The organism is Sphingomonas paeninsulae (assembly GCF_003660165.1).
Taxonomy (GTDB): Bacteria; Pseudomonadota; Alphaproteobacteria; order Sphingomonadales; family Sphingomonadaceae; genus Sphingomonas_O; species Sphingomonas_O paeninsulae.
The window spans coordinates 661,830-686,628 of sequence record NZ_CP032829.1 but is presented as its reverse complement, the minus strand read 5'-3'; the positions used below and the strand labels follow the sequence as shown (position 1 = coordinate 686,628).

Genomic DNA, 24,799 nt, shown 5'->3' with positions numbered 1-24,799 from the left:
ACAAAAGCGATGGCGGCGGCTCGTTTAAGCCGTTAGTTTGCTTCGAATGTTTGGTGTTCGGATGCCGCAGCGCTCAGCGTTTTTCGTGGCTACGACCCTCCTTGCCGCGATCGGATGCCCTGCGTCTGCACAAGAGGCACCTGCTCTCGACCCGAATTCGCCGATGGCACCGCTGCCCGATATTGGCATTCCCTGGCCCGATCTGAATTCCCGCGACCCGGTCGAAGGTGACGCTCCAATTAGCGCGGCCCAGACGACAGAGGTTGGCGACGATCAGCGTTACGCCGTCGAAGTCGAGGGGTTAAAGGGCATCGGCGGCGAGGTCGAAAGCCGATTCGATGCGCTGTCGGTTCTGGAATCGGGAGCATCCAAACCAGCCAACGTCGCCCAGATCGACCGACGCGCCCGCGACGATGCCGAACTGTTATCGAGCCTGTTGCGTGCGGCTGGTTATTACGACGCCGACGTTAGTACGTCGGTCGCTCCTGCGGGGGGACGACTGACGGTTAAATTGACTGTCGATCCGGGACCGCTTTACCGATTTACCGATGTTGAGGTTACCGGACTGGCCCCCACCGCTGGCAAGGCGGACAAATTGCGTAAGGCATTCGGGGTAAAGGTCGATACCCCGGTTGATGCCGATACGGTCGTCGCCGGTGAACTTGCCCTGCGCGAGAAACTTGGACGAGAGGGTTTTCCTTTCGCCAAGGTCGCCGGTTCCGAAGTCGTGGTCGATCATGAAACCCTCGCCGCCACGCTCGCCCTCGTGGTTGATCCGGGCAGTTTGCGCAAATTCGGCGGCATCAGGGTTGCAGGTAAAAAGTCACCGTTCGGGGCAAAACATGTTCAGACGATCGCGCGGTTCCGGCCCGGTGAAACTTATGACCAGGCGATGGTCGACGATCTTCGCCGCGGACTGATCGCGACCGGGCTGGTTTCTTCGGTCACGCTCGAACCTGTTGCGGTCGGTGTCGACGCCGTTGATATTAAGGCAACGATGGAACCGGCACCGAAGCGCACGATCGCGGGCGAAGTTGGCTATGGCACCGGCGAAGGGTTCCGCGTCGAGACCAGTTGGCAAAATCGCGATTTGATCCATCCCGAAGGTGCTGTGACGTTTCGTGGTGTAGCGGGCACGAAAGAACAATCCCTCGGCACGACGTTGCGAATGGGTAATTTCACCGAGCGCGACGTTGTTATGAATAGCCGCTTTTTGATTAGCCATACGAACCTCGCCGCATATGATGCGAACACTGTCGAACTGGGCGCCAATCTCGAGCGTCAGACGAACATCATCTGGCAAAAGAAATGGACTTATAGTTTCGGGGCTGAACTGATCGCTTCGAGTGAACGCGATTTTGTCGCGACGGTTGGTATTGCCCAGCGCCGTACGTTCTTTATCGGCGCGCTGCCCGGCACGCTCGCCTATGATGGCTCGGACGATTTGCTGAACCCGACGCGGGGTTTCCGACTGTCGGCGCGACTGTCGCCGGAAGTGTCATTTCAGGGTGGAACCTTTGCTTACGCGCGAGCGCAGATCGACAGCAGTTACTATCAGCCGTTCGGAAAACGGCTTGTCATCGCGGGCAGGGTGCGTGTCGGTGGGATCGCGGGCGCGTCGCGTGAGGACATTGCCCCGTCGCGGCTGTTCTATTCGGGCGGCGGCGGTTCGGTACGCGGTTTCGGCTATCAGGAAATCGGCCCCCGCAATGTGCTCGACCAGCCGATCGGGGGGCGCAGTCTGGCGGAGTTTTCGATCGAAGCGCGTGTCCGACCAAAGGCATTCGGCGGCAACTTCGGGATCGTGCCGTTCCTCGATGGCGGTAATATTTATTCGACAGCCTATCCCAAATTCACCGGACTGCGCCTCGGTGCGGGTCTTGGGTTGCGCTATTATTCCAGCTTTGGTCCGATCCGCATCGACGTTGGCACACCGCTCGCGCGTCGCCCCGGGGAAACGCCGGTCGCCGTTTACGTCTCGCTGGGGCAGGCGTTTTGAAGCTGCTGAAATGGATAGGCGGCGCGCTGCTGGGTTTTCTGCTGCTGATTGCCGCAGCGTTCTGGCTTGCCGACACCAGCATCGGGCACCGTTTTATCGCAGATCGTATTGCGGAAATAGCGCCGGCTTCGGGGTTGCGCTTCAAGGTCGGTCGTATCGACGGGTCGATCTATGGTCAGGTTCATATCCGTGATCTGCGTGTGTCGGACAGCGGAGGCGTCTTTTTCGAAAGCGGTGACGTTGCGCTCGACTGGTCGCCCTTTGCTTATGCATCCAACCGATTGGATATCGCCAGCCTGATTGCGCCAGCGGCAACGCTGCACCGTTTGCCGAATTTGAAGCCCACAGGCAAAAAAGGGCTAATCCTGCCCAGTTTCGATATTCGGATCGGCAAACTCGAAATCACACGTTTGACGATTGGCGATAAAGTTTCGGGCACGCCGCGGACCGGGTCAGTGACGGGGCGGGCCGATATTCGTGACGGGCGCGCCATGATCGCTTTGGATGCGCGTGCAGCGGGAGACAGGCTGGCGTTTCGCCTCGATGCCGAACCCGATCGCAACAAGTTCGATATCGGTGCAGCACTGAACGCGCCTTCGGGCGGCGTATTCGGCGCAATTATCGGCACGCAGCGTCCCGTGAAGATTCGTCTGGGCGGAGATGGAAGCTGGACCGACTGGCACGGTAGCCTGACGGGAGACGCCTCGGGTGCGCGCATCGCTTCGCTCGACCTCACCGCGGGCAAGGGCCGTTATGACCTCGATGGACGGATTGTGCCCTCGCTGGTTGCGCACGGTAAGCTGATGTCGCTCAGCGCGCCATCAGTGCGCGTGAAGGGTAATGCCATGCTCGTCAATCGTCGGCTCGATACGCATCTGGCGCTGGGCTCACCCTCGCTCGCGCTGAGCGCGAACGGCATCGTTGACCTTGCCAACAGCGCGTTCGACGGGATGCGGATCGACATGCGCCTGCTGCGGCCGGCGGCGCTGTTTCCGAACATGACCGGCCAGAACGTAAAGCTGAAAATGCTGCTCGATGGCACCTTTGCAACTGCGACGTTTGACTATTTGCTGACTGCTGATCGGGCGGCATTCGACACGACGGGGTTCGAGACGGTGCGCGCGACCGGTCGGGGGCGATTGTCGCCAACACCGGTTATCGTTCCTCTGAAATTGACCGCACGGCGCGTGACCGGCGTCGGCGATGTGGCGGGTGGTATCCTCGGCAATATCAGCGTGCAGGGTTTGTTACGAGTGACGTCGAAGATAATCAGCGGCGATGGTCTCATCCTGAAATCTGACAAGCTCAATGGCAAGGTTTCGCTGCTCGTCGATCTGGCGACGGGCAAGTATGACATCGGACTTGCCGGGCAGCTCGGTCGCTACCTGATCCCCGGCCTCGGCATCGTGGATGTCAAAAGCGAGTTGAAGATCGTGCCCGGCGCGAATGGTCGCGGGACGCGAGTCATCGGTCGCGGGCAGGCGTGGGTGCGGCGTTTCGATAACAATTTTCTTGCCGGGCTGGCTGGCGGGCTGCCCTATATTGATACGGGGCTGGAGCGCGACGTCGATGGTCTGGTTCACTTCATCAACCTGAAACTGACTGCACCCGCGTTGCGACTGACCGGCAATGGTTATCGTCGCAAGGACGGCTCTTTCCATTTTGAAGGGAGTGGCGTGCAGCGGCAATATGGCCCGTTGAAAATGATCCTCGACGGCCGGATCGACCGGCCGACGCTCGACCTGCAGCTTGCCCGACCGATGGATTCACTCGGTCTGCGCGATGTTCGTGCGCACCTAGACCCAACGGCTGAGGGGTTCCAGTGGCAGGCCGCCGGTGGTTCATTAATCGGTCCGTTCGCTGGTAATGGCGCGATTTTGCTGCCTTCTGGCGGGCAGGCGGTTATTCAGTTCGGCCAGATCGTGGCGTCGGGGCTCGTCGCCAAAGGTCAGCTTCGGCCTGTGTCGGGCAGCCTCGATGGACAACTTGCCTTATCGGGCAGCGGTATTTCGGGAAGGCTCGCGTTTGCTCCTCAAGGCGGTGTTCAGCGTATCGAAGCGCACCTCACGGCTCGCGATGCAACGCTGAATGGTCCACCCTTGATCGCCGCCCGTCGTGGACAGGTAGATGCTGTCCTGCTGCTCGATCCAAAAGGTACGGATGTCGATGCGACGATACAGGGGCAGGGGCTTCGTTATGGCGGCATCGGCCTCGCGCGCCTTGCCGCCAATGTTCACCTGCTGGATGGTGTGGGTGAGGTGAAAGCCTCGCTCGCCGGATCGCGCGGGCGTGCATTCGATATTCAGACGGTCACGCAAGTCGCGCCGAACCGGCTCGCCGTCGCGCTGCAGGGAACGATCGACGGTAAGCCGATCAAGCTGGATGCACCTGGCATCGTCATGCGCGACGGCAGCGGATGGGCGCTCGCTCCGACCGCGCTGAGCTTTGCCGGCGGGTCGGCAAAGGTCGGCGGACGGTTCGGCGACAGTGGGATCGCCGTCGATGCCGATGTGGTGCGAATGCCGCTGACGGTCCTCGATATATTGTATCCGCGACTGGCTCTCGGCGGCATTGCCAGTGGTCATGTCAATTTTGCTCAAACTGCAACTGGGGCTGCACCGACAGGCCGCGCCGATTTGCGCATCCGTGGACTAACCCGTTCGGGGCTGGTGCTGTCCTCCCGGCCGATCGACGTCGGTGTCATCGCTGCGCTGGATGCGCGTGGAGCAGTCATGCGCGCGGTCGCGGCCAGCGGCGGTACGACCATCGGGCAGGCGCAGGCCCGGATCGCGCCGCTCCCCACTTCTGGTACGCTGATCGAGCGCCTGACCAACGCTCCTCTGTTCGCGCAACTCCGCTACAATGGACCAGCCGACACGTTGTGGCGTCTGACCGGGATCGAGAGCTTCGATATCTCTGGCCCGATCGCTGTCGGTGCCGATATCGGCGGGCGATTGGGCGATCCGCAGATCAGGGGATCGATCAAAACCGAAAATCTGCGCCTTGAAAGCCCACTGAGCGGGACCGTGTTGACGGGCATGAAAGCCAGCGGCGTGTTCGGCGGATCGAAACTCGTTATCCAGAGCTTTTCGGCGACCGCAGGAAAGGGAACGTTGACCGGGCGCGCGACCTTCGACCTGTCGGCGGCTAACGGCTTTGGCATCGATATCGTTGGGAATGCGCAACAGGCCGACATCATCAGGCGCGATGATATTTCAGCGACGGTCACCGGTCCGCTCTCGATTAAGTCCGATGGTGGTTCGGGTAGCATTGCCGGAACGCTGGAACTGAACCACAGCTCCTTTCGACTAGGCCAGGCCAGTGCTGCCGCTACCATTCCGCGGCTGAATGTTAGGGAACTGAATCGCCCCGCGAGCGATCTGGCTGTTCAAAGTCCACCCATTTCGTGGTCGCTGGCGGTCAAGGCGAAGGCTGCAAACCGGCTTTCCGTTACGGGACTGGGTCTCGACAGCGAATGGCGCGCAAATCTGGATATAGGTGGCACGCTGGATGAGCCGCGCATATTGGGTCGTGCCGACCTTCTCCGCGGTGGCTATGAGTTTGCGGGCAAGCGTTTCGACCTCGACAAGGGGACGATCAGATTTACTGGAACCACGCCAATCGATCCGGTTATCGACATAGAGGCAACATCGAACGCCCAGTCGCTGAACGCAACGGTGCGCGTCACCGGGACGGGGCAAAAACCCGACATTACATTTACCAGTATCCCTGCCTTGCCACAGGATGAACTGTTATCGCGGTTGTTGTTCGGGACTTCGATAACCAACCTCTCCGCGCCCGAAGCATTGCAACTGGCAGCGGCCGTCGCGTCGTTGCGCAATTCGGGGGGCGGGCTGAACCCGATTAACGCGCTGCGTCAGGCAATCGGGCTAGACCGCCTGCGCATCCTGCCTGCCGATGCGACGACGGGTTCAAAAACCGCGCTGGCGGCGGGCAAATACATTACCCGCCGCACTTATGTCGAAGTGATTAGCGACGGGCAGGGCTATTCCGCGAGCCGCGTCGAATTTCAGATTACGCGCTGGCTGTCGCTGTTGTCGTCGATCTCGACGATCGGTCGAACCAGTGCCGCCGTCCGCGTGTCGAAGGATTATTGATTAGTTGTCCGGCATGCCCGGATATGTTTTCCCCTTTAATAACTTTGCAAGGTGCGCGGCATTCGCGGCCGTCATCGCGGCGGTCTCCAACACCTTGTCAGGCGTCTTGGACAAATCCTTGAAGTCGATATCGCCCATCGCTTCGCCCACCCAATAGCACACAGCAGCGGCGGGGATCGTCCAGCCGGTATCGTTCAGCGACTGGAATATCTGTGCGCTCGAGATATGGGCGCCATCCTCGTTCCCGACGATTGCCGCGACTGCAACTTTTCCGAAACTTGGTTGACGGCCGGCCTCATCGGTTTCGCTTAGAAAAGCGTCCATTCGTTCGAGTACGCGTTTCGCAACGCTGCCCATCTGGCCCATCCAGATCGGCGTCCCGAAAATCAGGATATCGGCGGCAAGGATTTTCTGTCGGATCGCGGGCCACGCATCGCCGTCGCCTTCATCGGATGAAACACCGGTTTTGACGTTCTCGGCGGATATACGGATAGTTTCGGTAAGTTTGGCATCGTGCTTTCCGAACGCTTCGGCCAGCACCCTGATCATCGCATCGGTCGAACTGTCTCCTTTTGCTTTGAGGGAGCAGTTGAGAGCGATTGCAGAGAGAGCCATGGCTTCGTCCTTTGGATATGATCCCAAAGGACGAAGCGTAAAGCATTATGTTCCGGCCGATTTATGCAGGCGCGCCGATGATCGACTTAATTTCCATGAACTCGCGCAGGCCATAAACACCGCCCTCGCGCCCGTTGCCTGATTGTTTGTAACCACCAAATGGGGTTTGCCCATCGGGTGCCCAACTGTTGATCGTAACGATACCCGCGCGCAATTTCGGGGCGACTTTCGCCGCTGCCGCCGGGTCGCCAGAGATTGTTGCCGAAAGCCCGTATGGTGTCGCATTGACGATCTCGATGGCTTCGGCGTCGGTAGAGTAAGTCATCACTGTTGCGACAGGCCCGAAAATCTCTTCATTGGCAATCCGCATGTCGGCGGTGACGCCGCTGAACAAAGTTGGGCGGACATAATAACCGCGATTGAGTTCCGGGGGCAGACCGGTTCCGCCGGTTTCCAGCTTAGCCCCTTCGTCGATGGCAGACTGGATCAGCCCCTGGATTTTATCATATTGCGCCTTGTTTACGACCGGCCCGATATGTGCACCCTCTTGCAGCGGGTCACCGACCGCCGTTCCCTCAAGGATGCCCTTGATGAACCCGACAGCTTCGCTTTCCTGATTCTTGTGCACAAGAATACGCGTCGGTGCGATGCAGCTTTGACCCGAATTGGCGACGACACCCGCAACAGTTGGCGGCAGCACCGTTGCAAGATCGGCCCCTTGCAACACGAGATTGGCAGCCTTGCCACCCAGTTCGGTATGGACGCGTTTTACCGTATCGGCGGCGGATTTGGCAATCAGGATTCCGGCGCGGGTCGACCCTGTGAAACTGACCATGTCGATATCGGGGTGAGCGGAGATCGCCGCTCCTGTGATCGGTCCATTGCCCTGCACCAGATTAAATACGCCCGCCGGTACACCCGCAGCCTCGAGGATCTCGGCAAAGATTGCCGCATTGCCGGGGCATTCCTCCGACGGTTTCAAGACCATCGTGTTGCCTGCCGCGATCGCCGGGGCGACTTTCAATGCAATCTGATTCAGTGGCCAGTTCCATGGCGTGATCATGCCGACCACACCGATCGGTTCGTGAACCACATGAGTCGTGCCGACTGTCTCTGAAAACTGGAACTCCGCCAGCGCCTTTGCCGTGTGACCGAAATGTGCGATGCCCGAATAAGCCTGCGCGGTACTCGCAAACGATAGCGGTGCGCCCATCTCGGTTGCCATCGATTTGCCAAGGTCGGCGACGCGTTTTTTGAATTCGGCAGAAATACGGCCCAGCAACGCCAGCCGCTCCTGAACCGAGGTTTGCGAGAATGTCACGAACGCCTTGCGCGCCGCTGCCACGGCTGCGTCAACATCGGCTTGCGATCCGATCATGATTTCAGTGCAAGGCTCTTCGGTCGATGGGCTGATTACCTCGTGCCGGGTGCCGCCAATGCTCTCGACCCATTTGCCGTCGATAAAATGCTTGAGATAGCTTTCCACGCGTTCGCTCTCCTAATGTCCGGCTCGAAGCGGGCCGATTGCAATTTGCCAAGCCTTAGTTGGGGCTGCGCGGCTCAAAAAGAAAGGCCCGGAGATTGCTCTCCGGGCCGCGCCTGAACGAAAAGGTTTCGGATCAGGCCGAATAGTACATGTCGAACTCGACCGGCGAAGGGGACATTTCCCAGCGCGCAACTTCGGGCCATTTCAGTTCGATATAGGCATCGATCTGATCCTTGGTGAACACGCCGCCCTTCAACAGGAAGTCGTGATCGGCGATCAGGCTGTCCAGTGCTTCACGCAACGAACCGCAGACGGTTGGCACTGCTGCCAATTCGACGGGCGGCAGGTCGTACAGGTTCTTGTCCATCGGCTCGCCCGGATGGATCTTGTTCTGGATGCCGTCGATGCCCGCCATCAGCAACGCCGCGGTGGCGAGATAAGGGTTGGCGAGTGGGTCGGGGAAACGGAACTCAACGCGCTTGGCCTTTTCGCCCGCACCATAAGGGATGCGGCATGCGGCCGAACGGTTACGCGCCGAATAAGCGAGCAACACAGGTGCTTCATAACCCGGCACCAGACGCTTGTAGCTGTTGGTGGTCGGGTTGGTGAATGCGTTCAGCGCCTTGGCGTGCTTGACCACACCACCGATGAAATACAGGCAAGTGTCGGACAGACCGGCATAGCCATTGCCCGCAAACGTGTTCTTGCCCTTGTTCCAGATCGAGATGTGCGTGTGCATTCCCGAACCGTTATCGGCCTTGATCGGCTTCGGCATGAATGTGGCCGTCTTGCCATACGCCTGGGCGACCATCTTCACGACGTATTTGTAAATCTGGATGCGATCGCAGGTTTCGACCAGCTTGCCGAAGGTCAGACCAAGCTCATGCTGGCTGCCCGCGACTTCGTGGTGATGCTTGTCCATGGGCAGGCCCATTTCGATCATCGTCGACGTCATTTCCGCACGGATGTCGGTCGTCACATCGACCGGACCAACGGGGAAATACCCACCCTTGGCACGGGGGCGATGGCCCATGTTGCCGCCTTCATACGTTGTGCCGGTGTTGGTTGGCAGTTCGACATCGTCGAGCTTGTAATAGCTCGATGCATAGGTGTTATCGAATTCGACGCTGTCGAACATGAAGAATTCAGGCTCAGGTCCGATATAAACCGTGTCGCCAAGGCCGGTCGAAGCGAGGAAAGTTTCGGCGCGCTTGGCCGTCGAACGTGGATCGCGGGCATAGAGCGAACCGTCCTCTGGCTCGACAATGTCGCAGACCAGAATCAGCATCGGTGTCGCTGAGAATGGATCGATATAAACCGCGTCCAGATCCGGCTTCAGGATCATGTCGGACTCGTTGATTTCCTTCCAGCCTTCGATCGACGAACCGTCGAACATCAGGCCGTCAGTCAGCTCATTCTCGCCGATCACCGACGAAACCATCGTCAGATGGTGCCAGGCCCCCTTTGTATCGGTGAAGCGGACATCGACCCATTCGATTTCCTGCTCCTTAATCATGTCGAGGATGGTCTGCGGAGTATTCGCCATTTAGATTGCCCTTTGCTCGGTAAACGGTTGAATTAAATTGCGTCGCTGTCGGTTTCGCCGGTGCGGATGCGAAGGACGCTTTCGACGGGCATCACGAAAATCTTGCCATCGCCAATACGGCCCGTTTGTGCGGCCGCGGCAATCGCCTCGACCACGCGCGCTGCCATGTCGTCGTCCACGACCACTTCCAGCTTAACCTTCGGCAGGAAGTCCACGACGTATTCAGCGCCGCGATACAGCTCCGTATGGCCTTTTTGCCGTCCAAAGCCTTTGGCCTCGGTGACGGTAATGCCGCTAACGCCAACGTCGTGAAGGGCTTCCTTCACTTCATCGAGTTTGAACGGTTTGATGATCGCTTCGATTTTTTTCATGGTCTTCCCCAGCGCTGGACAAACAATAAACGTGCCAATCGCCGCAACGCAACATTTACCCGTGCAGCTTTTGCAAGCGATCCCTGAGTTGCATTGTCGTTGTGCAGAGTCGAGCGTGCTGCCCAAATTAAAGGCAGATTTTTCGACTTAATAGGGTGGTCGATCGAGGCCCTTGGGACTCTTCGTGAAGATTTCGCAGCCCGACTCGGTGATTCCCACCGAATGTTCGAATTGCGCCGACAGTGTCTTGTCCCGAGTCACGGCCGTCCAGCCATCATCAAGCATCTTTACATCATGGCGGCCGATATTGATCATCGGTTCGATCGTGAAGAACATTCCGGGCCGTAGTTCGGGGCCGGTGCCGGGTCGTCCGGCGTGGACGACTTCGGGGGCATCGTGAAACAGGCGTCCGACTCCGTGACCGCAGAAATCGCGGACGATACCGTAGCGATGCTTTTCGGCGAACGTTTGGATCGCATGGGCGACATCGCCCATCGTATTGCCGGGTTTGGCCTGCTCTATCCCCAGCATGAGGCATTCATAGGTCACGTCGACAAGCCGCCGCGCCTTGATCGGGACGTCACCGACCAGAAACATCCGGCTGGTATCGCCGTGCCATCGATCGAGCAGCGGCGTCACGTCGATGTTGACGATATCGCCGTCTCGCAGAACTTTGCTTCCCGGAATGCCGTGACAGACGACATGGTTGATCGACGTGCAGCAGCTATGCGTAAAACCGCGATAACCCAGCGTTGCGGGCACACCGCCGCCGCGAAGCGTGATTTCCCGCACAATATCGTCCAGCTCGCCTGTGGTAACGCCGGGAACGACGTGCGGAACCAGCGCATCGAGCGCATCGGCACCGAGCCGTCCGGCAGCGCGCATTCCAGCAAATCCGGCTTCGTCATGCAGTTTGATGGCTCCTGTACGGGCGCTGCGGACGTCGGAGGCTATGTTTACATATTCGGTCATTCCCCTCACATAATCGTTCGCTGCGGACTTTGCGAGAGCGGCGCTTCGGGCTAACGCATCGGATATGACGACCGCACAAATGACCGGCAAATTGGCCGACCGCATCTGGACCGCCGCGCTTGTGGTGATCGGCGACGAAATCCTTTCAGGCCGCACGCAGGACAAGAATATCTCGCAAATCGCGCTGTGGCTGAACCTTCAGGGGATCAGGCTGGGCGAAGTTCGCGTTGTTCCTGATGTCGAGGACGCCATTGTCGAAGCGGTAAATCAGCTTCGCGCCCGCAACGACTATCTGTTTACGACGGGTGGGATTGGTCCGACGCACGATGACATCACTGTCGATGCCATTGCAAAGGCGCTCGGCGTACCCGTGGTTTTCCACCCAAAGGCGGTCGCCGTGCTCGAGGGCTATTACGAGACGCGTGGTGGTGCGACCCCGATGCGTCTGCGTATGGCGCGCGTTCCAGAGGGCGCGTCGCTGATCGAAAACCGGATGTCGGGAGCGCCGGGTATCTGCCACGGTAATGTCTTCATCATGGCGGGTGTGCCGCACATCACCGCGATGATGCTTGATGCGTTGTCGGGTAAACTCGAAGGCGGAAAGCCGCTGCTGTCGCACACCGTCGGTTGCTGGATCGCCGAAAGCGAAGTTGCCGAACTCCTCCGCGCCACTGAAAAAGCGCATGAAGAGTGCCAGATCGGCAGTTATCCATTCTTCCGCGATGGCAAGACCGGCGCGAACTTCGTGATCCGGTCGACCGAGACTGCCGCGATCGACGCCTGCGCGCATGATCTGGTCACGCAACTTGCCGCGATCGGTCATCCTACAGTGGATGGCGGGATTTAGCGTCGCCTATGGCGCGTATCCTGATCGGTTGGGAACTGGGTGCCAATCGCGGGCATGTCGTCAGGACCGCACCGGCTGCGGCCAAATTGCGCGCGCTTGGTCATGACGTGGCCCTTGGTCTCCAGCAGGTCGATTCTCTGGGACTATCGCGTGACGTAACCATCCCGATCTTTCAGTCACCGGTCTGGCCGCGCCTGCTTGCCAGTGCCGCCGTTCCCGTTTGGGGACACGCCTCGACGATGATCGACATACTTTGTCGGCTGGGTCTCGAAAAGCCGGGCACGCTTTCGGCGATTATGTCGGGATGGGATGCCATATTATCGGCCTGGAAGCCTGACATCGTCGTGGGCGATTTCGCACCGGCGTTGCTCTGTGCGGCACACGGTCGCGCAATCACGGTTTCATCGGGCACCGGCTTCGTTCAGCCTCCCGCCTATCTCGATGAGATGCCGCGGCTGGCAGGGGCACCGGGTTTTGACGAAGCGATGGCGCTGGATATCATCGATGCGGACCTGCGCTCGATCGGTCGCGACCCGTTGCGGACGCTGCCCGCTCTGTTTTCTGCCGATCACTATTTTGTCGAAACTTTCCAAGAGATCGACCCCTATCGCGCGTTTCGGCAGACTCCGTGGTGCGCGCCCGGAATTGCCCCGGCGTCGTTCGATGGAAGCGGCAGCGGCGATGAGATATTCGTCTATGCCTTTTCGGCAACTATGGGCCAAAGCGTGTTGTGGGACGCTTTGCGCAAAAGCGGTAAACGCGTGCGCATCTATATCCCCGATGCTGACTCGACCTTTGTCGGAAAATTGCGCCGCGCAGGGTTCATCGTGGAAACCAGCGCCGTGACGTGGCGGGAAATTGCCCGCCGTTCGCGACTGGTGGTTTCACACGGCGGCCACGGCTTTCTCTGTTCCGCCCTGCTCGCCGGGCTACCCCATCTGGTCACTTATTATGATCTGGAAAAACAGCTTCACGCTGGCGCGCTTTCGGCATCGGGTCTCGGGACAGGCGTTCAACTTCATTATATCGATGCCGATGCCTGCGCTGCCGCAATCAATACGGCCTATGACAACGAAGCCCTCGCATTACGTGTCAGAAAGGCAGCGCCGGATTTTGCCGCGCGGATGCAGCCGGATTTCGGGGATCGGTTACTGACCCTGGCCTCTGCTATTTCCTGAACTGAAATAGGGGCAAGCTAATCCGGCCGCCTGAAGTCACTCGATCGGGGAACCGCAATCCGCGCGCACCGTTCGACCAAAGATGCTAAGTCTCAGCTTTAACGACGCAGGAGAATCCCGATGCTCGAACACGTCCCCCAGTGGATCGGCGAAATGCTCAAGAATGTGCGCGCCGGTCATTCGAAACTCGTTATAGCTCAGGATGGCATCTACACTACCGGCGTTCGCCTCGACATCTCCAGCCCCGCTTTTGCCAGTGGCGCGCGTCTGCCCATCCGCTTCACTGCCGACGGGGAGGGCGTATCGCCACCACTGGTGTGGGGTTCCGCCCCCGAAGGGACGACGAGTGTTGCCCTGATCGTCGAAGATCCTGATGCTCCCGCGACCAGTCCGCTCGTCCACGCCATTGTCTGGAACCTGCCCGTCGATGAAAACCGTTTGGCCGAGGGTGCGATCATTGCCGACGGCAAGCGCAGTCTCGACGGCAGCGATGTCGGCCGGAATAGTTATCTTGCAGAGGGTTGGCTTCCGCCCGATCCGCCTACCGGCCACGGCAGCCACGATTATGTTTTCCAGCTGTTCGCGCTGTCAAAGACTGCGGATATCGGCTCAAATCCCGGTCGTTCTGGTTTCGTCAACGCGATCAAGGGCAATGTGCTGGCCGCTGGCATTCTGGTTGGCACCTATTCGCGCGGTGATGACGCCGTGATCGGTTTCACCGCTACAACGCCGACGACTGCCTGAATCCCGCGTAATCGGCGCAGAGTGATGCGTGGCGAACTTTATTTTATTCGGACCAAACCGCCCGGTCTGTAATGGCTGGGCGCGACACCGATAAGCCGCTTGAACATCGTCGTGAAGGCGGCGGCGCTTTCGTAACCCAGATCGAAAGCAATCGTCGTTACCGAAACGCCTTCGGCCAACCTCGGCAAAGCGACGAGAATGCATGCCTGTTGTTTCCATGCCCCAAAGCTCAATCCCGTTTCCTTTCGGAATATGCGGGTAAAGGCGCGCCGCCCCATGCCTAGATGGGCACTCCACAGGTCGATCGTATCGTGCGGTGTTGGGCTTTCGAGGAACACCTGGCATTTGCGCGCCATCTCAACCGTCTTGGGAAAGGGCACGGCAAGTGGCACGATCGGTGCGCGGACCATTTCCTCCAAAAGCAATGTCATCACTATGCCATCCCGGCCATCGACATCATATTCCGGAGGAATGTCGCACGCCGCTTCCAGCAGGCTGCGGAGTAACGGCGAAACCTGAATGACTTTGTTATGATTGCCGAGCGAACCACGCGCGTCGGGTTCGATAAGAACGCTGCGGGTGCTGACTGCGCCGATCATTCTAACTGAATGACTGCAGCCGCCCGGTGTCCATATGGCGCGCTCCGGTGGCGCAACCCATGCGCCCTGAAGCGTACTGACCACCACTACGCCGCGCGCCGCATACAAAAGCTGGCCTCGCCGATGCTGGTGCCAATCCAGTTCGAATGCCGCAGGATATTCATTGCCAATGCCTACGATCGGTCTGGCGATATCTTCGACAAGGGCCGGATCGTTCCAAGGCATGAAATGTGTCCCAGTCGCAAAAGCAAATGACCCGTATACGAATGCGGGTCACTTTGGGAGAGGGTAGGGCAAGTTCGCCATCAATCCTGGAACAAGCCGATGAACGCTACCCGAGTCGCATCTCCCCCTAAGGGCGCCGATACAACCGTATTCAGCGTCATCGTTGCGATCAGCTTTTGTCACTTGCTCAATGATATGATGCAGTCGCTTCTGCCTGCCATCTATCCCAATCTGAAGACCGAACTCGATCTGTCGTTCAGCCAGATCGGTATGGTGACGCTCGTCTATCAAATGACAGCATCGATCCTGCAGCCACTGATCGGATTCTATTCCGACAAACGACCGACGCCATTGGCCCTTCCAGGCGGCACGTTGTTTTCGCTGGCCGGACTTATGGTCCTGTCTGCGGCTCACAGCTATGGTTTATTGCTGGTCGGTGCTTCGCTGCTTGGTATGGGATCATCGGTATTCCATCCCGAATCCTCGCGCGTTGCGCGCATGGCGGCCGGTCGCCGACATGGTCTTGCTCAATCGATGTTCCAGGTGGGTGGCAATGCTGGATCTGCACTGGGGCCGCTCGCGGCAGCGATCGTTGTTGTTCGCTGGGGGCAATCCAGCCTTGCCTTCTTTGCGATGTTTGCGTTGTTGTCCTGTGCGATCCTGTGGAATGTCGGCCAATGGTGTCGTCATCATGGTATGGCGCGCCTGTCCCAAAGCAACGCCGCTCGACAGGCGGCCGCGCCCTTGCCGCGCGGTAAGGTGCTGGGCGGCATTGCAATCCTGCTGACACTGATTTTTTCGAAATATGTCTATCTGGCAAGTCTGACCAGTTACTATACTTTCTACCTGATACACCGGTTCGGCGTTACGGTCGAAGTGGCACAATTGCACCTGTTCACCTTCCTAGGCGCCGTTGCTGTCGGTACGATTGCCGGAGGACCGCTTGGCGATCGGTTCGGGCGGAAATACGTGATCTGGTTCTCAATCCTGGGTGCGTTGCCCTTTACGCTGCTTCTGCCGCACGCCAGCTTGTTCTGGACCGGTCCCCTGACTGTGGTCATCGGTCTGATTCTGGCATCGGCGTTTCCGGTGATCGTTGTTTTCGCACAGGAGCTGGTACCCGGAAAGATCGGCATGATTTCTGGCCTCTTCTTCGGTTTCTCCTTCGGCATGGGAGGCATAGGCGCTGCCGTTCTTGGTGAGGTCGCGGATCAATCGGGCATCGAGACGGTCTATGCTCTATGCGCCTTCCTGCCAGCGATCGGCTTGCTTGCGATCTTCCTTCCAAACTCCAAGGCCGAAAACCTTAAAGTGAATGAGTCCTGATGGCAGGGACAGGATACAAGCGTTGATCAAATGGCCTAACCATTAACGGCTTCACGGACGTTTCCGGATTGGCCGCTTTGGAACGGGCATTTTGAGATAGCTGCCGTTCATGTGGGTGATAGCGAAAGTCGGTTCTAAGGCGTCGCCGACATCTGCTACGTCCAATTGGATAGTTTTCACTCTGCGGCTCAAAAACAGCGATATCGAATCAGTATGATCAAGCATGTTTCGATAATCGGCGGCGGCTTTTCCGGGACACTTCAGGCGATAAACCTGCTGCGGCACGATGGCCCCGTGGCAACGTTGATCGAACGTAATGCCCGTGTGGGCGAAGGCCTGGCCTATGGTGCGGCGCATCCGGCGCATGTGCTGAACGTGCGCGCGTCAAATATGAGTGCCTTTCCCGACGATCCTGACCATTTCTCGCGTTGGCTCAACAGTCGCGGCATCGACAATCCGGGCAATATATTTGTCCCACGTGTCGAATATGGGCACTATTTGCGCGAATTGCTCGATGACGCGGTTCGCAAAGCGACCGGCCGTATCCGGATCGTACAGGGAGATGTGATCGACGCCGTCGCGCGTGCGGATGGTGGTTCACGCCTGACGCTTGCGAACGGTGAAAGCATCGACTCCGACGCAGTCGTGTTGGCCGTGGGGAATTTGCCTCCGCACGATCCACCGGGCCTGAATCCCGAACTGATGTCGGCATCTCGTTACAAGAGCGATCCCTGGGCTCCCGGCGTTGCAACCGGCCTTGGCGTCGATGATCAAGTGGTGGTGATCGGGACTGGCCTTACGATGGTCGACGTTGCACTGTTGCTGGACGAGAGCGGTTTTGAGGGGCGCATTCTTGCATTGTCTCGGCGGGGACTGCTGCCGCGTGCCCATGCGCCGTTGACTCTGTCATGGAAGAAGTTGGCCGCTCGCCCGGAAACTCGCGCCTCGGCGCTGGTGCGCGCACTGCGCAACCGTTCTGTCGATATCGGTTGGCGCAACGCGGTGGATGAACTCCGGCCGTTTACGCAATCGATGTGGGCGAACGCCAGTAAAGGAGAGCGTGAGCGTTTTCTGCGTCATTTGCGACCGTGGTGGGATGTGCATCGCCATCGGCTGGCACCAGTTGTCGCTGACCGTCTTGCCCGAATGCAGTCGGAAGGGCGACTGAGAGTTCTGGCCGGTAAAACGATTGCATTTATGCAGTATCCCGACGGTATCGAAATAAACTGGCGGCCCCGCGGTGCCACAGTGAAACAGACGATGCGCGTGGCGCGTGTCGTGAATTGCACCGGTCCGCAGGGCGATCTTGGGCGCACCACCGATCCGCTGCTTGCCCGTCTTCGCAGCCGGGGGCTGATCCGGCCTGACGCGGCGAACCTCGGCATCGACGTTGACAGCTATGCACAGACGATCGGTCAGGATGGGACGGTAAACGATTGGCTGTTTGCGCTCGGGCCGATGACGCGTGGAGCGTTTTGGGAGATTGTTGCGGTTCCCGATATCCGTGTGCAGACCTGGACGCTCGCGCGACGCCTGTCCAACGCGCAATGGGTGGGCGGTGAAGGCCTTTAATCTGGAATGCCGTCCAATCTCATCGTCCAGTGTCCACCATCGCGCGCGCCGTTTTCTACTTCCTGACGCCGCTCCGCGCTTTTGTGGATTTCATAAAGTTCGAAAATCGACAATAGGAAGGAAGGCTTTGTAGTTTAGCTTCTTATATAGTATGCTGTCTTCATGGACGGACATTCGAAAAATCAACCAATGGCGGATGCCGTGACGCTGGCACAGGATCTGCGGGCATTGATCAGCAAGGTGAAGCGGCGGCTGCGTGAACAGGCGGATGTTGGTGATCTGACGCCATCGCAAACGTCCGTGCTCCTTCGCCTTGAAAAGGATGGTCCCGCTACGACGTCGAGCCTTGCGCGAGCAGAGGGGATACGACCTCAATCGATGGGCGCGGTCATCGCTGTGCTGGAAGGGGCGGGCCATGTGAAGGGCGTGCCGGACCCGACGGACGGACGACGCATCGTCCTGTCGTTAACGGATCATTGCCGGGAATGGATTCGGGAAGGCCGCGCGGCGCGTCAGGATTGGCTGGCCCGGACTCTTCAAGCGCGGCTTTCCGTACAGGAACGATATGATGCCACGGCTGCGGTGGCGCTGCTCGGCCGTGTCGTCGATGAGTGAAGCACTAAACCCGCCCTGGCTAACCTATCAAAACCGACAGGAAGTCCCATGCTGACAATGCTCGATCCCGAGACTGCCCTGATCGTTGTCGATCTGCAAAAAGGTATTGTGAAGTCTCCCTTCGCGCATCCCATCGGGCCGGTCGTGGAACGTACTCGGGAATTGATCGATGCATTCCGTACCCATGGCTTGCCGGTCGTGCTGGTCAATGTGGCAGGGGGCGCTCCGGGGCGAACGGAACGACCAAGGCCCAATATCGAAGTGTTTGGGGATGGATTTACCGATATTCTTCCTGAACTAGGCCAGCAACCGGGCGACATCCTCGTGACCAAACGAACATGGGGCGCGTTTGCAAGTACGAATCTGGAAGGCCAGCTGAAAACTCTTGGAGTCACGCAAGTTGTGGTGACGGGTGTCGCCACGGGAACCGGCGTCGAGGCCACTGCGCGTCAGGCTTATGAGCAGGGTTTCAATGTCACGCTGGCAGTGGACGCGATGACCGACGCGCGCGCCGAAGCGCATGACTATAGCATTGGCAATGTTTTCCCCCGACTGGGGGAGACCGGGACAAGTCATGAGATCATCAAACTGCTCGAGACAAGGAATAGCTGAGATGCAGTGGCTTCCTTATTTGTCTTACTTCTTCGGCGGTGCCACCATTGCGAACGCGGTCCCGCATTTGGTAAGTGGCATGACGGGGAGGGCATTTCAGTCTCCATTCGCAAAGCCGCCGGGCAAAGGCTTGTCGTCTTCCAGCGTGAATGTGCTCTGGGGCTTTGCAAATCTGGTGATCGGTTATCTGCTTGTCTGTCAGGTCGGAAATTTCGACTTGCGAAATATGGGGTATGCCGCCGCGCTCGGGCTGGGGGCCTTTTCCTTGGCCTCCAGGGGGCGCGTCATTTTGGCCGTTTCCATGGCGGCAGGTTGCCGGGGCGTTCATGAGCGCGCCCGCCCATGGCATTTTCCGATCGCTGCGGAGTTTCAATTACAGGGTCTGGGTCGGAGGAGCCTTCGTCTCCAATGTCGGGACATGGGTACAGCGTACCGCGCAGGACTGGCTGGTACTGACGCAACTGACTCACCACAGCGCCTCGGCAGTCGGGTTCGTCATGGCGCTTCAGTTCGGGCCGCAGCTTCTCCTGCTTCCCTGGACAGGGTTTGTCGCAGATCACTTCAATCAGCGTAAAGTCCTTATCGCCACACAAGCGGCCATGGGCGTTCTCGCCCTGGCTCTCGGCTTGCTTACCATCAGCGGTCATGTGCAACTCTGGCACGTCTATGTCTTTGCCCTCCTGCTTGGCAGTGCGGCGGCCTTCGATGCGCCGGTTCGCCAGACTTTCGTCGCTGAACTGGTAGGTGAGACAGGGCTATCCAACGCGGTTGCCCTTAATTCGACATCGTTCAATGCCGCGCGGATGATCGGTCCTGCGGTGGCGGGCCTCGTGATCGCAGGGGTTGGCACAGGTTGGGCCTTTCTGATCAACGGTGCCTCGTTTATCGCGGTGCTGATTTCGCTTGCGCTGCTTCGCGTCTCAGAACTTCACCCCAATCCGAGGGCGGTACGCACAAAGGGCAGCTTCACCGAGGGCTTCCGCTATGTGTGGTCGCGACCTGATCTCAAGGCGATCCTGGTCATGCTGTTCTTGATTGGCACCTTCGGTCTGAATTTCCCAATCTTCATATCGACAATGGCCGTCGGAGTATTTCACGCAGATGCCAAAGGCTATGGCCTGCTATCGTCGATCATGGCGATCGGAACGGTCTCTGGGGCGCTATTAGCAGCCGGTCGCGCCACGCCACGGTTCCGATCGCTGCTGGTCGGGGCCATTGTTTTCGGGGTCGGTTGTACACTGGCCGCCTTTGCTCCCAGCTATTGGATGTTCGCGGCTGCTCTCGTCGTAATCGGCGTTGCGGCGTTGACGTTCACCAACTCAACCAACAGCCTTATGCAACTTTCGACGGTGCCTGCCATGCGGGGACGCGTGATGGCACTTCGTGTCGGTGTTGCACTAGGAGGCACGCCCATTGGCGCGCCAATCGTCGGTTGGGTCGCCGATAATCTTGGTCCGCGCTGGGCACTGGGTATCGGTGCCGCGTCTGGCTTTGCGGCAGCAATCGTCGCCGTTTACGCGCTTACGAGAAATGTCCAGAGTCACGCGCCATTGCGGACCACGGCATGACGGATGAAGGGATTTCGCTGCGGCCAACTTAACCGTGGCTCCGTAAGAGTTTCAAAAGGAAAAGCTCCTTCGACCAGTTCAACGGTTGAAATGGGGCGCAGGCAATAAAATAGCCGGGAGTAACCTCGTTTCTGTTCATTTGTCAGGGCATCGTGCGAGAGCATAAGGAAGACTATTCGACGACCGCAATATCGACCGAATCATCGGAGCGATCGTCGGTCATCAGCGCATCGACAAAAGTCTGCCTCCACCAGACCACATCTTCTTTCTCCACCGAGTCCATTAGCAAGCGCCAGCGACGTATCCGTTCGGGTTTGTCCATACGGAGCGCCGAGGCAATCGCGTCTGCCATTTCTTCGGCACTATAGGGGTTGATCAGCACTGCATCCTTCAACTGGATGGCTGCCCCCGCGAAGCGCGAAAGGATTAGCACGCCGGGGTCCTCAGGGTCCTGTGCCGCAACATATTCTTTGGCAACGAGGTTCATCCCATCACGCAATGGGGTCACGAGACCGATTTTGGCAGCGCGATAGATTCCTGCCAGAACATCGCGTCGGTAACCTTGATTGACGTAGCGGATGGGAACCCAATCTATGTCAGCATAGGCCCCATTGATGCGCCCCGACAGCCCTTCGAGCGCGGTGCGAATGTTCTGATAGGTTTCCACCGTTTCCCGGCTCGGTGGTGCAATCTGAAGCAGAAAGACTTCCTTACGCTCCTCGGGATGTTCGACGAGAAACCGTTCGTAGCCGAGGAATCGTTCTTCCAGTCCCTTGGAATAGTCGAGGCGATCAACCCCGACGATCATCTCGCGGTTGTTGGCGCTTTCGCGCATTTGACGATATGATAATTTTGCAGTTTCGCTCTGCGACATCGCTACAAATTCTTTGGTATCGATTCCGATAGGGCAGGTGATGGCGCGAATGGTGCGCCCACCGAGACTGATGTCGCCCTCATCGTTCAGAACTGCGCCCAGTTGTTGAGTCACATATTCAGTGAACGAGTCTCGCCATTCGTCGGTGTGGAAACCGATCACGTCATAAGCAAACAATGTCGAGACCAGTTCTTCGGCCATCGGCAGGCTGGAGAGTACCCGTCGCGCAGGCCAGGGAATGTGCAGGAACAGCCCAATGCGATTTTCACAACCAAGCTTGCGCAGTTCCGAGCCGAGCGGAAACAGATGATAATCCTGAACCCAGATTGCATCATCGGGTTCGACCAATGGCCTTAGCGTTTCCGCGAACCGTTCGTTGACGCGCTGGTAGCCACCGGCAAAGCCGCGTTCATATTCTGCCAGATCGACGCGATCATGAAAGAGCGGCCAGAGTGTCCTGTTGGCATAGCCGTTGTAATATTCCTCGATATCCTGATCCTCGAGGTCGATGGTGGCAGTCGTCACGCCGTCGTCGCGCTCGAAGTTGATATGGCCGGTAAATTGTTCGGTGGATTCCCCCGACCAGCCGAACCAGAAGCCGGTATATTCGCGAAGCGCGGCCGCCAGTGCGACCGAAAGCCCACCCTGAGCACCGGACGACGCGGCACCGGGAGGCTGGACGCGATTCGAGATAACGATCAGTCGACTCAACGTATTGAACTCCATGGACGGCTCAGCAGGACCGCGCAGTTAATCATGCCGACGAGCGAATAAGTCTGCGGATAATTACCCCAAAGCTCGCCTGATGTTGGATCGATGTCTTCGGACAAGAGTCCCGCCGTCGTGCGTCGCGACAACATTTCCTCAAAAAGCGCACGAGCATCGGCGCTCCGACCGGTGACATGGAGCGCTTCGATTAGCCAGAACGTACAGACATTGAAGGCAGTCTCCGGCAGTCCGAAATCATCCTCGGTGGCATAGCGCAACATTGTCGATCCACGACGCAAGCCTATCTCGACGGCGGCAAGCGTACTCCGAAAGCGAGGGTCTTCGGGAGACAGAAACTGCAAGTCGAGCAACTGGATCAGACTGGCATCGAGTTCGTCGCCTGAAAAAGTCGCCGATAAGCGTTGCGTGTCATCCCGCCACGCAGACGTTTCGATCGTTGTCCGTATCGTTTGCGCACGTGCCGCCCAAAAATCGCGCCGGTCGTCGAGTTTCAATATGTCTGCCGCTCCGGCCAGACGGTCGCACGCTGCCCAGCACATCGCAGCTGAATAAGTGTGAACGCTTTGCCGGGTTCGCAATTCCCACAACCCGGCGTCGGGCTTGTCATAGAATTGCCAAGCGCGCTCGCCTACACGCTCAAGCGACCGAAAATCCTCCACACCCGCCAGTCGATATAGGCGCTGGTCGAAGAATGCCTGGGTGTTCGAGAGAATGATCTGGCCATAGGCATCGTGCTGAATTTGTTCATAGGCCTGATTGCCAACGCGAACCGGACCGATGTTGCGATAGCCAGCGAGATCGGGGGCAAACCTCTCCTCCAGCACGGTTTCGCCAAGTACGCCGTACAGCGGCTGAATATGGCCGCCCTTCGCGCCGTCGACGATATTGCGCAGATAGCTGAGATAAGCTTCCAGCACGTCGAGTGCACCAAGACGGTTGAGCGCCTGAACCGTGTAATAACCATCGCGTATCCAGCAGTAGCGATAGTCCCAGTTCCGCTCTGAACCGGCATGTTCGGGGATGGATGTGGTCAAAGCGGCGACAATCGCGCCACTCTCTTCATGCTGACATAATTTCAGGGTGATCGCCGATCGAATGACGACATCCTGCCATTCGGGAGGCGTTGCAAGCCCGCGTGTCCACTGTTGCCATTCCGCCGTCGTATCGGCCAACATCTGTTCAATTGTTACCGCGATGCTGCCACTGAAAGGTTCATCGGGCCCCAGAAAGAAATGCAGTGTCTTTTCCACGCGGAATATGCGCTCTCCCTCAATCATTCCTGCGGGCGCATTAGTTGTCATCCGTACCGTTAGTTCATCCAGCAGGTAGCGGATATGGTTCGAGCCGCTTGTCGTTGGCACGCTACCTTTACCCCAGTCCCGCGTGGGACGAAGCCGTACCCGGATGCGCGGGTTTCCGCTGACGGGGCGAACGATCCGCGCGAAAGCGACGGGCCGGTAAACGCGGGCGAGGCGGCTGAAACGGGGGCAGAAATCAATAACATCGATCGCATTGCCCGAACCGTCGGTGTGCCGGCTTACGAGGATTGGCGTGTTGCGGATATAATGCTGCTCGACAGAGATGCTGTCTTCCAGGTCGATGGCCCAAAACCCTGCGCAGTCTTCTGCGGTTTGCGCGTCGCCGCCCAGCAAAGCTGAAAATATCGGGTCGCCATCGACGCGCGGGACGCAGCCCCATATAAACCGTCCGGTCGTGTCGATCAGTGCACTGACCTGGCAATTTCCAATTGGCCAGAGGTCGAGCGAAGTTTTCATAACGCTTTTCCGCATATTGTTTCGAGCCATTCGATCGTCGCCGCTACATCTTCGAGCCTGAAGTGCGCCGCTGTGGGGCGCTCAGGCCCCACAAGGATACCCGCGCCGCCCAATTCCGCTGCGGCGATGAAAGCAGCTTCATCGGTGTCGTCGTCCCCAATGAAGATAGGTTTTGTGCCAGCCATGGCATGATTGTTGAATAGCAGCCGGAGCGCACTGCCTTTGTCAGCGCCGGGGGCACGAAGTTCGAAAACCATTTTCCCCGCCTGCAAAACAAGGCCATTTAAGCGCGAGAGAGCAATCGCCAAATCGCGGCACAGCGCTTCCGCTTGGGGGCGCCGCGATAGTGTAGAGCAACTCCATATGGCTTGCGCTCGATGACGATGCCCGAATAAACTTCCTGTAGATGGCTCATTTCCTGCGCTATTTTGTCGAGGCTGTCGGGCGGCGTCGATCCGGAAACAGTGCCGTCGGGCCAGAGTATTTCAGCGCCATGACTGCCGCTTAATGACAGCGGAATCCTGCCAATTAACTGACGAAGCTGGCATATTGGTCGACCACTGATGATAGCCAGCCTGCCGTGCAGCACGACGGCAAGACGGGAAAGGAGTGCCTTAAGGCGCGTATCGACTACTATATCGTCGGGACGAGGTGCCAAGTCGACCAAAGTGCCATCGAAATCGAGAAACAAGCTGGCATCAACGAGCAGCGCGTGGCCCGGCGGCGTCAGGAGGACGCGTCCTGAAGCTCGATCTGGTGCCGATGCGTCGGGATTATCCATAATACTATAACGTTCTGATACGGTGGCCGGGGGCATGGAAGCCGGTTTAATTCTCGCTCTGCGGTGTTCCGCGTTCAAAAACAGTGCACTAACGTAAATCGCATCACCGTGCCGGTTCAGCAGTTTGCGCATAATCGGCTGGCGAGAGTCCCAACGTACTGGCGATGGCCAAGATGGGTATCTTGATCTTCATGGTAACTTCTCCTGATGGGACACAGGGGGCTGACCATGTTGAGCCGGAGATGAA

General features: G+C 58.4%; 18 protein-coding genes and 1 pseudogene. 10 read left to right on the top strand and 9 right to left on the bottom strand.

Annotation, left to right across the window (positions count from 1 at the left end; all coding sequences use genetic code 11):
* The first annotated feature begins 85 nt into the window (after positions 1–85).
* Complete coding sequence (locus tag D3Y57_RS08695; RefSeq protein WP_239026000.1) at positions 86–1,999, top strand: autotransporter assembly complex protein TamA; 1,914 nt, start codon at positions 86–88, stop codon at positions 1,997–1,999.
* Positions 1,996–6,117 (top strand): translocation/assembly module TamB domain-containing protein, encoded by a 4,122-nt coding sequence (locus D3Y57_RS08690; protein WP_239025999.1) that lies wholly within the window; start codon positions 1,996–1,998, stop codon positions 6,115–6,117. Before D3Y57_RS08695 ends, D3Y57_RS08690 begins: the two co-directional genes overlap by 4 nt.
* Here the strand turns inward: D3Y57_RS08690 and D3Y57_RS08685 are convergent, their stop codons facing one another.
* From D3Y57_RS08685 to map, 5 genes are all read right to left on the bottom strand, one after another.
* On the bottom strand, positions 6,118–6,732 hold the full coding sequence (locus D3Y57_RS08685; RefSeq protein WP_121155649.1) for a flavodoxin family protein: 615 nt from the start codon (positions 6,730–6,732) through the stop codon (positions 6,118–6,120).
* 61 nt (positions 6,733–6,793) lie between these two features.
* Positions 6,794–8,218 (bottom strand): aldehyde dehydrogenase family protein, encoded by a 1,425-nt coding sequence (locus D3Y57_RS08680; RefSeq protein ID WP_121152655.1) that lies wholly within the window; start codon positions 8,216–8,218, stop codon positions 6,794–6,796.
* Positions 8,219–8,351: 133 nt separating this feature from the next.
* Positions 8,352–9,764: a type I glutamate--ammonia ligase gene (gene glnA, locus D3Y57_RS08675; RefSeq protein ID WP_121152654.1), complete on the bottom strand. Its 1,413-nt coding sequence runs from the start codon at positions 9,762–9,764 to the stop codon at positions 8,352–8,354.
* A 32-nt stretch (positions 9,765–9,796) separates the two neighbouring features.
* On the bottom strand, positions 9,797–10,135 hold the full coding sequence (locus tag D3Y57_RS08670) for a P-II family nitrogen regulator (protein ID WP_121152653.1): 339 nt from the start codon (positions 10,133–10,135) through the stop codon (positions 9,797–9,799).
* A gap of 147 nt (positions 10,136–10,282) precedes the next feature.
* On the bottom strand, positions 10,283–11,107 hold the full coding sequence (gene map, locus D3Y57_RS08665) for a type I methionyl aminopeptidase (RefSeq protein ID WP_121152652.1): 825 nt from the start codon (positions 11,105–11,107) through the stop codon (positions 10,283–10,285).
* Between the two features lie 91 nt (positions 11,108–11,198).
* Here map and D3Y57_RS08660 point away from each other — a divergent pair, with 91 nt between their 5' ends.
* From D3Y57_RS08660 to D3Y57_RS08650, 3 genes are all read left to right on the top strand, one after another.
* Entirely contained in the window at positions 11,199–11,954 is a 756-nt protein-coding gene (locus tag D3Y57_RS08660) for a competence/damage-inducible protein A (RefSeq protein WP_121155646.1), read from the top strand.
* A gap of 8 nt (positions 11,955–11,962) precedes the next feature.
* On the top strand, positions 11,963–13,132 hold the full coding sequence (locus tag D3Y57_RS08655; protein ID WP_121152651.1) for a glycosyl transferase-like UDP-glucuronosyltransferase: 1,170 nt from the start codon (positions 11,963–11,965) through the stop codon (positions 13,130–13,132).
* A 120-nt stretch (positions 13,133–13,252) separates the two neighbouring features.
* Positions 13,253–13,876 carry a YbhB/YbcL family Raf kinase inhibitor-like protein gene (locus tag D3Y57_RS08650; protein WP_121152650.1) on the top strand — a complete coding sequence of 208 codons (624 nt, stop codon included), beginning with the start codon at positions 13,253–13,255 and terminating at the stop codon, positions 13,874–13,876.
* Positions 13,877–13,914: 38 nt separating this feature from the next.
* Here D3Y57_RS08650 and D3Y57_RS08645 read toward each other — a convergent pair whose 3' ends face one another.
* Positions 13,915–14,700 carry an AraC family transcriptional regulator gene (locus D3Y57_RS08645; RefSeq protein WP_121152649.1) on the bottom strand — a complete coding sequence of 262 codons (786 nt, stop codon included), beginning with the start codon at positions 14,698–14,700 and terminating at the stop codon, positions 13,915–13,917.
* 99 nt (positions 14,701–14,799) lie between these two features.
* On the opposite strand from D3Y57_RS08645, the gene D3Y57_RS08640 reads away from it, so the two are divergent.
* The 5 genes from D3Y57_RS08640 to D3Y57_RS08615 all read left to right on the top strand — a co-directional run bounded on the left by D3Y57_RS08640 (position 14,800) and on the right by D3Y57_RS08615 (position 20,393).
* On the top strand, positions 14,800–16,026 hold the full coding sequence (locus D3Y57_RS08640; RefSeq protein WP_121152648.1) for an MFS transporter: 1,227 nt from the start codon (positions 14,800–14,802) through the stop codon (positions 16,024–16,026).
* Positions 16,027–16,239: 213 nt separating this feature from the next.
* On the top strand, positions 16,240–17,598 hold the full coding sequence (locus D3Y57_RS08635; RefSeq protein ID WP_121152647.1) for an FAD/NAD(P)-binding protein: 1,359 nt from the start codon (positions 16,240–16,242) through the stop codon (positions 17,596–17,598).
* A gap of 189 nt (positions 17,599–17,787) precedes the next feature.
* Positions 17,788–18,213, top strand: coding sequence for a MarR family winged helix-turn-helix transcriptional regulator (locus tag D3Y57_RS08630; RefSeq protein ID WP_239025998.1), 426 nt, complete (start codon positions 17,788–17,790; stop codon positions 18,211–18,213).
* Positions 18,214–18,261: 48 nt separating this feature from the next.
* Positions 18,262–18,825, top strand: a complete 564-nt coding sequence (locus D3Y57_RS08625) for an isochorismatase family protein (protein ID WP_121152645.1) — start codon at positions 18,262–18,264, stop codon at positions 18,823–18,825.
* 326 nt (positions 18,826–19,151) lie between these two features.
* A complete protein-coding gene (locus D3Y57_RS08615; protein ID WP_121152644.1) occupies positions 19,152–20,393 on the top strand; it encodes an MFS transporter in 1,242 nt (413 codons plus the stop codon).
* Positions 20,394–20,565: 172 nt separating this feature from the next.
* Here the strand turns inward: D3Y57_RS08615 and D3Y57_RS08610 are convergent, their stop codons facing one another.
* The 3 genes and pseudogenes from D3Y57_RS08610 to otsB form a co-directional block, all read right to left on the bottom strand.
* On the bottom strand, positions 20,566–21,978 hold the full coding sequence (locus D3Y57_RS08610) for an alpha,alpha-trehalose-phosphate synthase (UDP-forming) (RefSeq protein WP_239025997.1): 1,413 nt from the start codon (positions 21,976–21,978) through the stop codon (positions 20,566–20,568).
* Positions 21,975–23,771 carry a glycoside hydrolase family 15 protein gene (locus tag D3Y57_RS08605; protein ID WP_121152642.1) on the bottom strand — a complete coding sequence of 599 codons (1,797 nt, stop codon included), beginning with the start codon at positions 23,769–23,771 and terminating at the stop codon, positions 21,975–21,977. Before D3Y57_RS08605 ends, D3Y57_RS08610 begins: the two co-directional genes overlap by 4 nt.
* Positions 23,768–24,552 (bottom strand): annotated as a pseudogene (otsB, locus tag D3Y57_RS08600) (trehalose-phosphatase). The gene D3Y57_RS08605 and the pseudogene otsB overlap by 4 nt, the downstream one beginning before the upstream one ends.
* Positions 24,553–24,799: the final 247 nt, after the last annotated feature.

Excerpts from the sequence above, each read along its gene's own strand:
- D3Y57_RS08685 (WP_121155649.1), bottom strand. The coding sequence starts at position 6,732 with ATGGCTCTCTCTGCAATCGCTCTCAACTGCTCCCTCAAAGCAAAAGGA.
- glnA (WP_121152654.1), bottom strand. The coding sequence starts at position 9,764 with ATGGCGAATACTCCGCAGACCATCCTCGACATGATTAAGGAGCAGGAA.
- D3Y57_RS08670 (WP_121152653.1), bottom strand. The coding sequence starts at position 10,135 with ATGAAAAAAATCGAAGCGATCATCAAACCGTTCAAACTCGATGAAGTG.
- map (WP_121152652.1), bottom strand. The coding sequence starts at position 11,107 with ATGACCGAATATGTAAACATAGCCTCCGACGTCCGCAGCGCCCGTACA.
- D3Y57_RS08655 (WP_121152651.1), top strand. The coding sequence starts at position 11,963 with ATGGCGCGTATCCTGATCGGTTGGGAACTGGGTGCCAATCGCGGGCAT.
- D3Y57_RS08650 (WP_121152650.1), top strand. The coding sequence starts at position 13,253 with ATGCTCGAACACGTCCCCCAGTGGATCGGCGAAATGCTCAAGAATGTG.
- D3Y57_RS08645 (WP_121152649.1), bottom strand. The coding sequence starts at position 14,700 with ATGCCTTGGAACGATCCGGCCCTTGTCGAAGATATCGCCAGACCGATC.
- D3Y57_RS08640 (WP_121152648.1), top strand. The coding sequence starts at position 14,800 with ATGAACGCTACCCGAGTCGCATCTCCCCCTAAGGGCGCCGATACAACC.
- D3Y57_RS08635 (WP_121152647.1), top strand. The coding sequence starts at position 16,240 with ATGATCAAGCATGTTTCGATAATCGGCGGCGGCTTTTCCGGGACACTT.
- D3Y57_RS08630 (WP_239025998.1), top strand. The coding sequence starts at position 17,788 with ATGGCGGATGCCGTGACGCTGGCACAGGATCTGCGGGCATTGATCAGC.
- D3Y57_RS08625 (WP_121152645.1), top strand. The coding sequence starts at position 18,262 with ATGCTGACAATGCTCGATCCCGAGACTGCCCTGATCGTTGTCGATCTG.
- D3Y57_RS08615 (WP_121152644.1), top strand. The coding sequence starts at position 19,152 with ATGAGCGCGCCCGCCCATGGCATTTTCCGATCGCTGCGGAGTTTCAAT.
- D3Y57_RS08605 (WP_121152642.1), bottom strand. The coding sequence starts at position 23,771 with ATGAAAACTTCGCTCGACCTCTGGCCAATTGGAAATTGCCAGGTCAGT.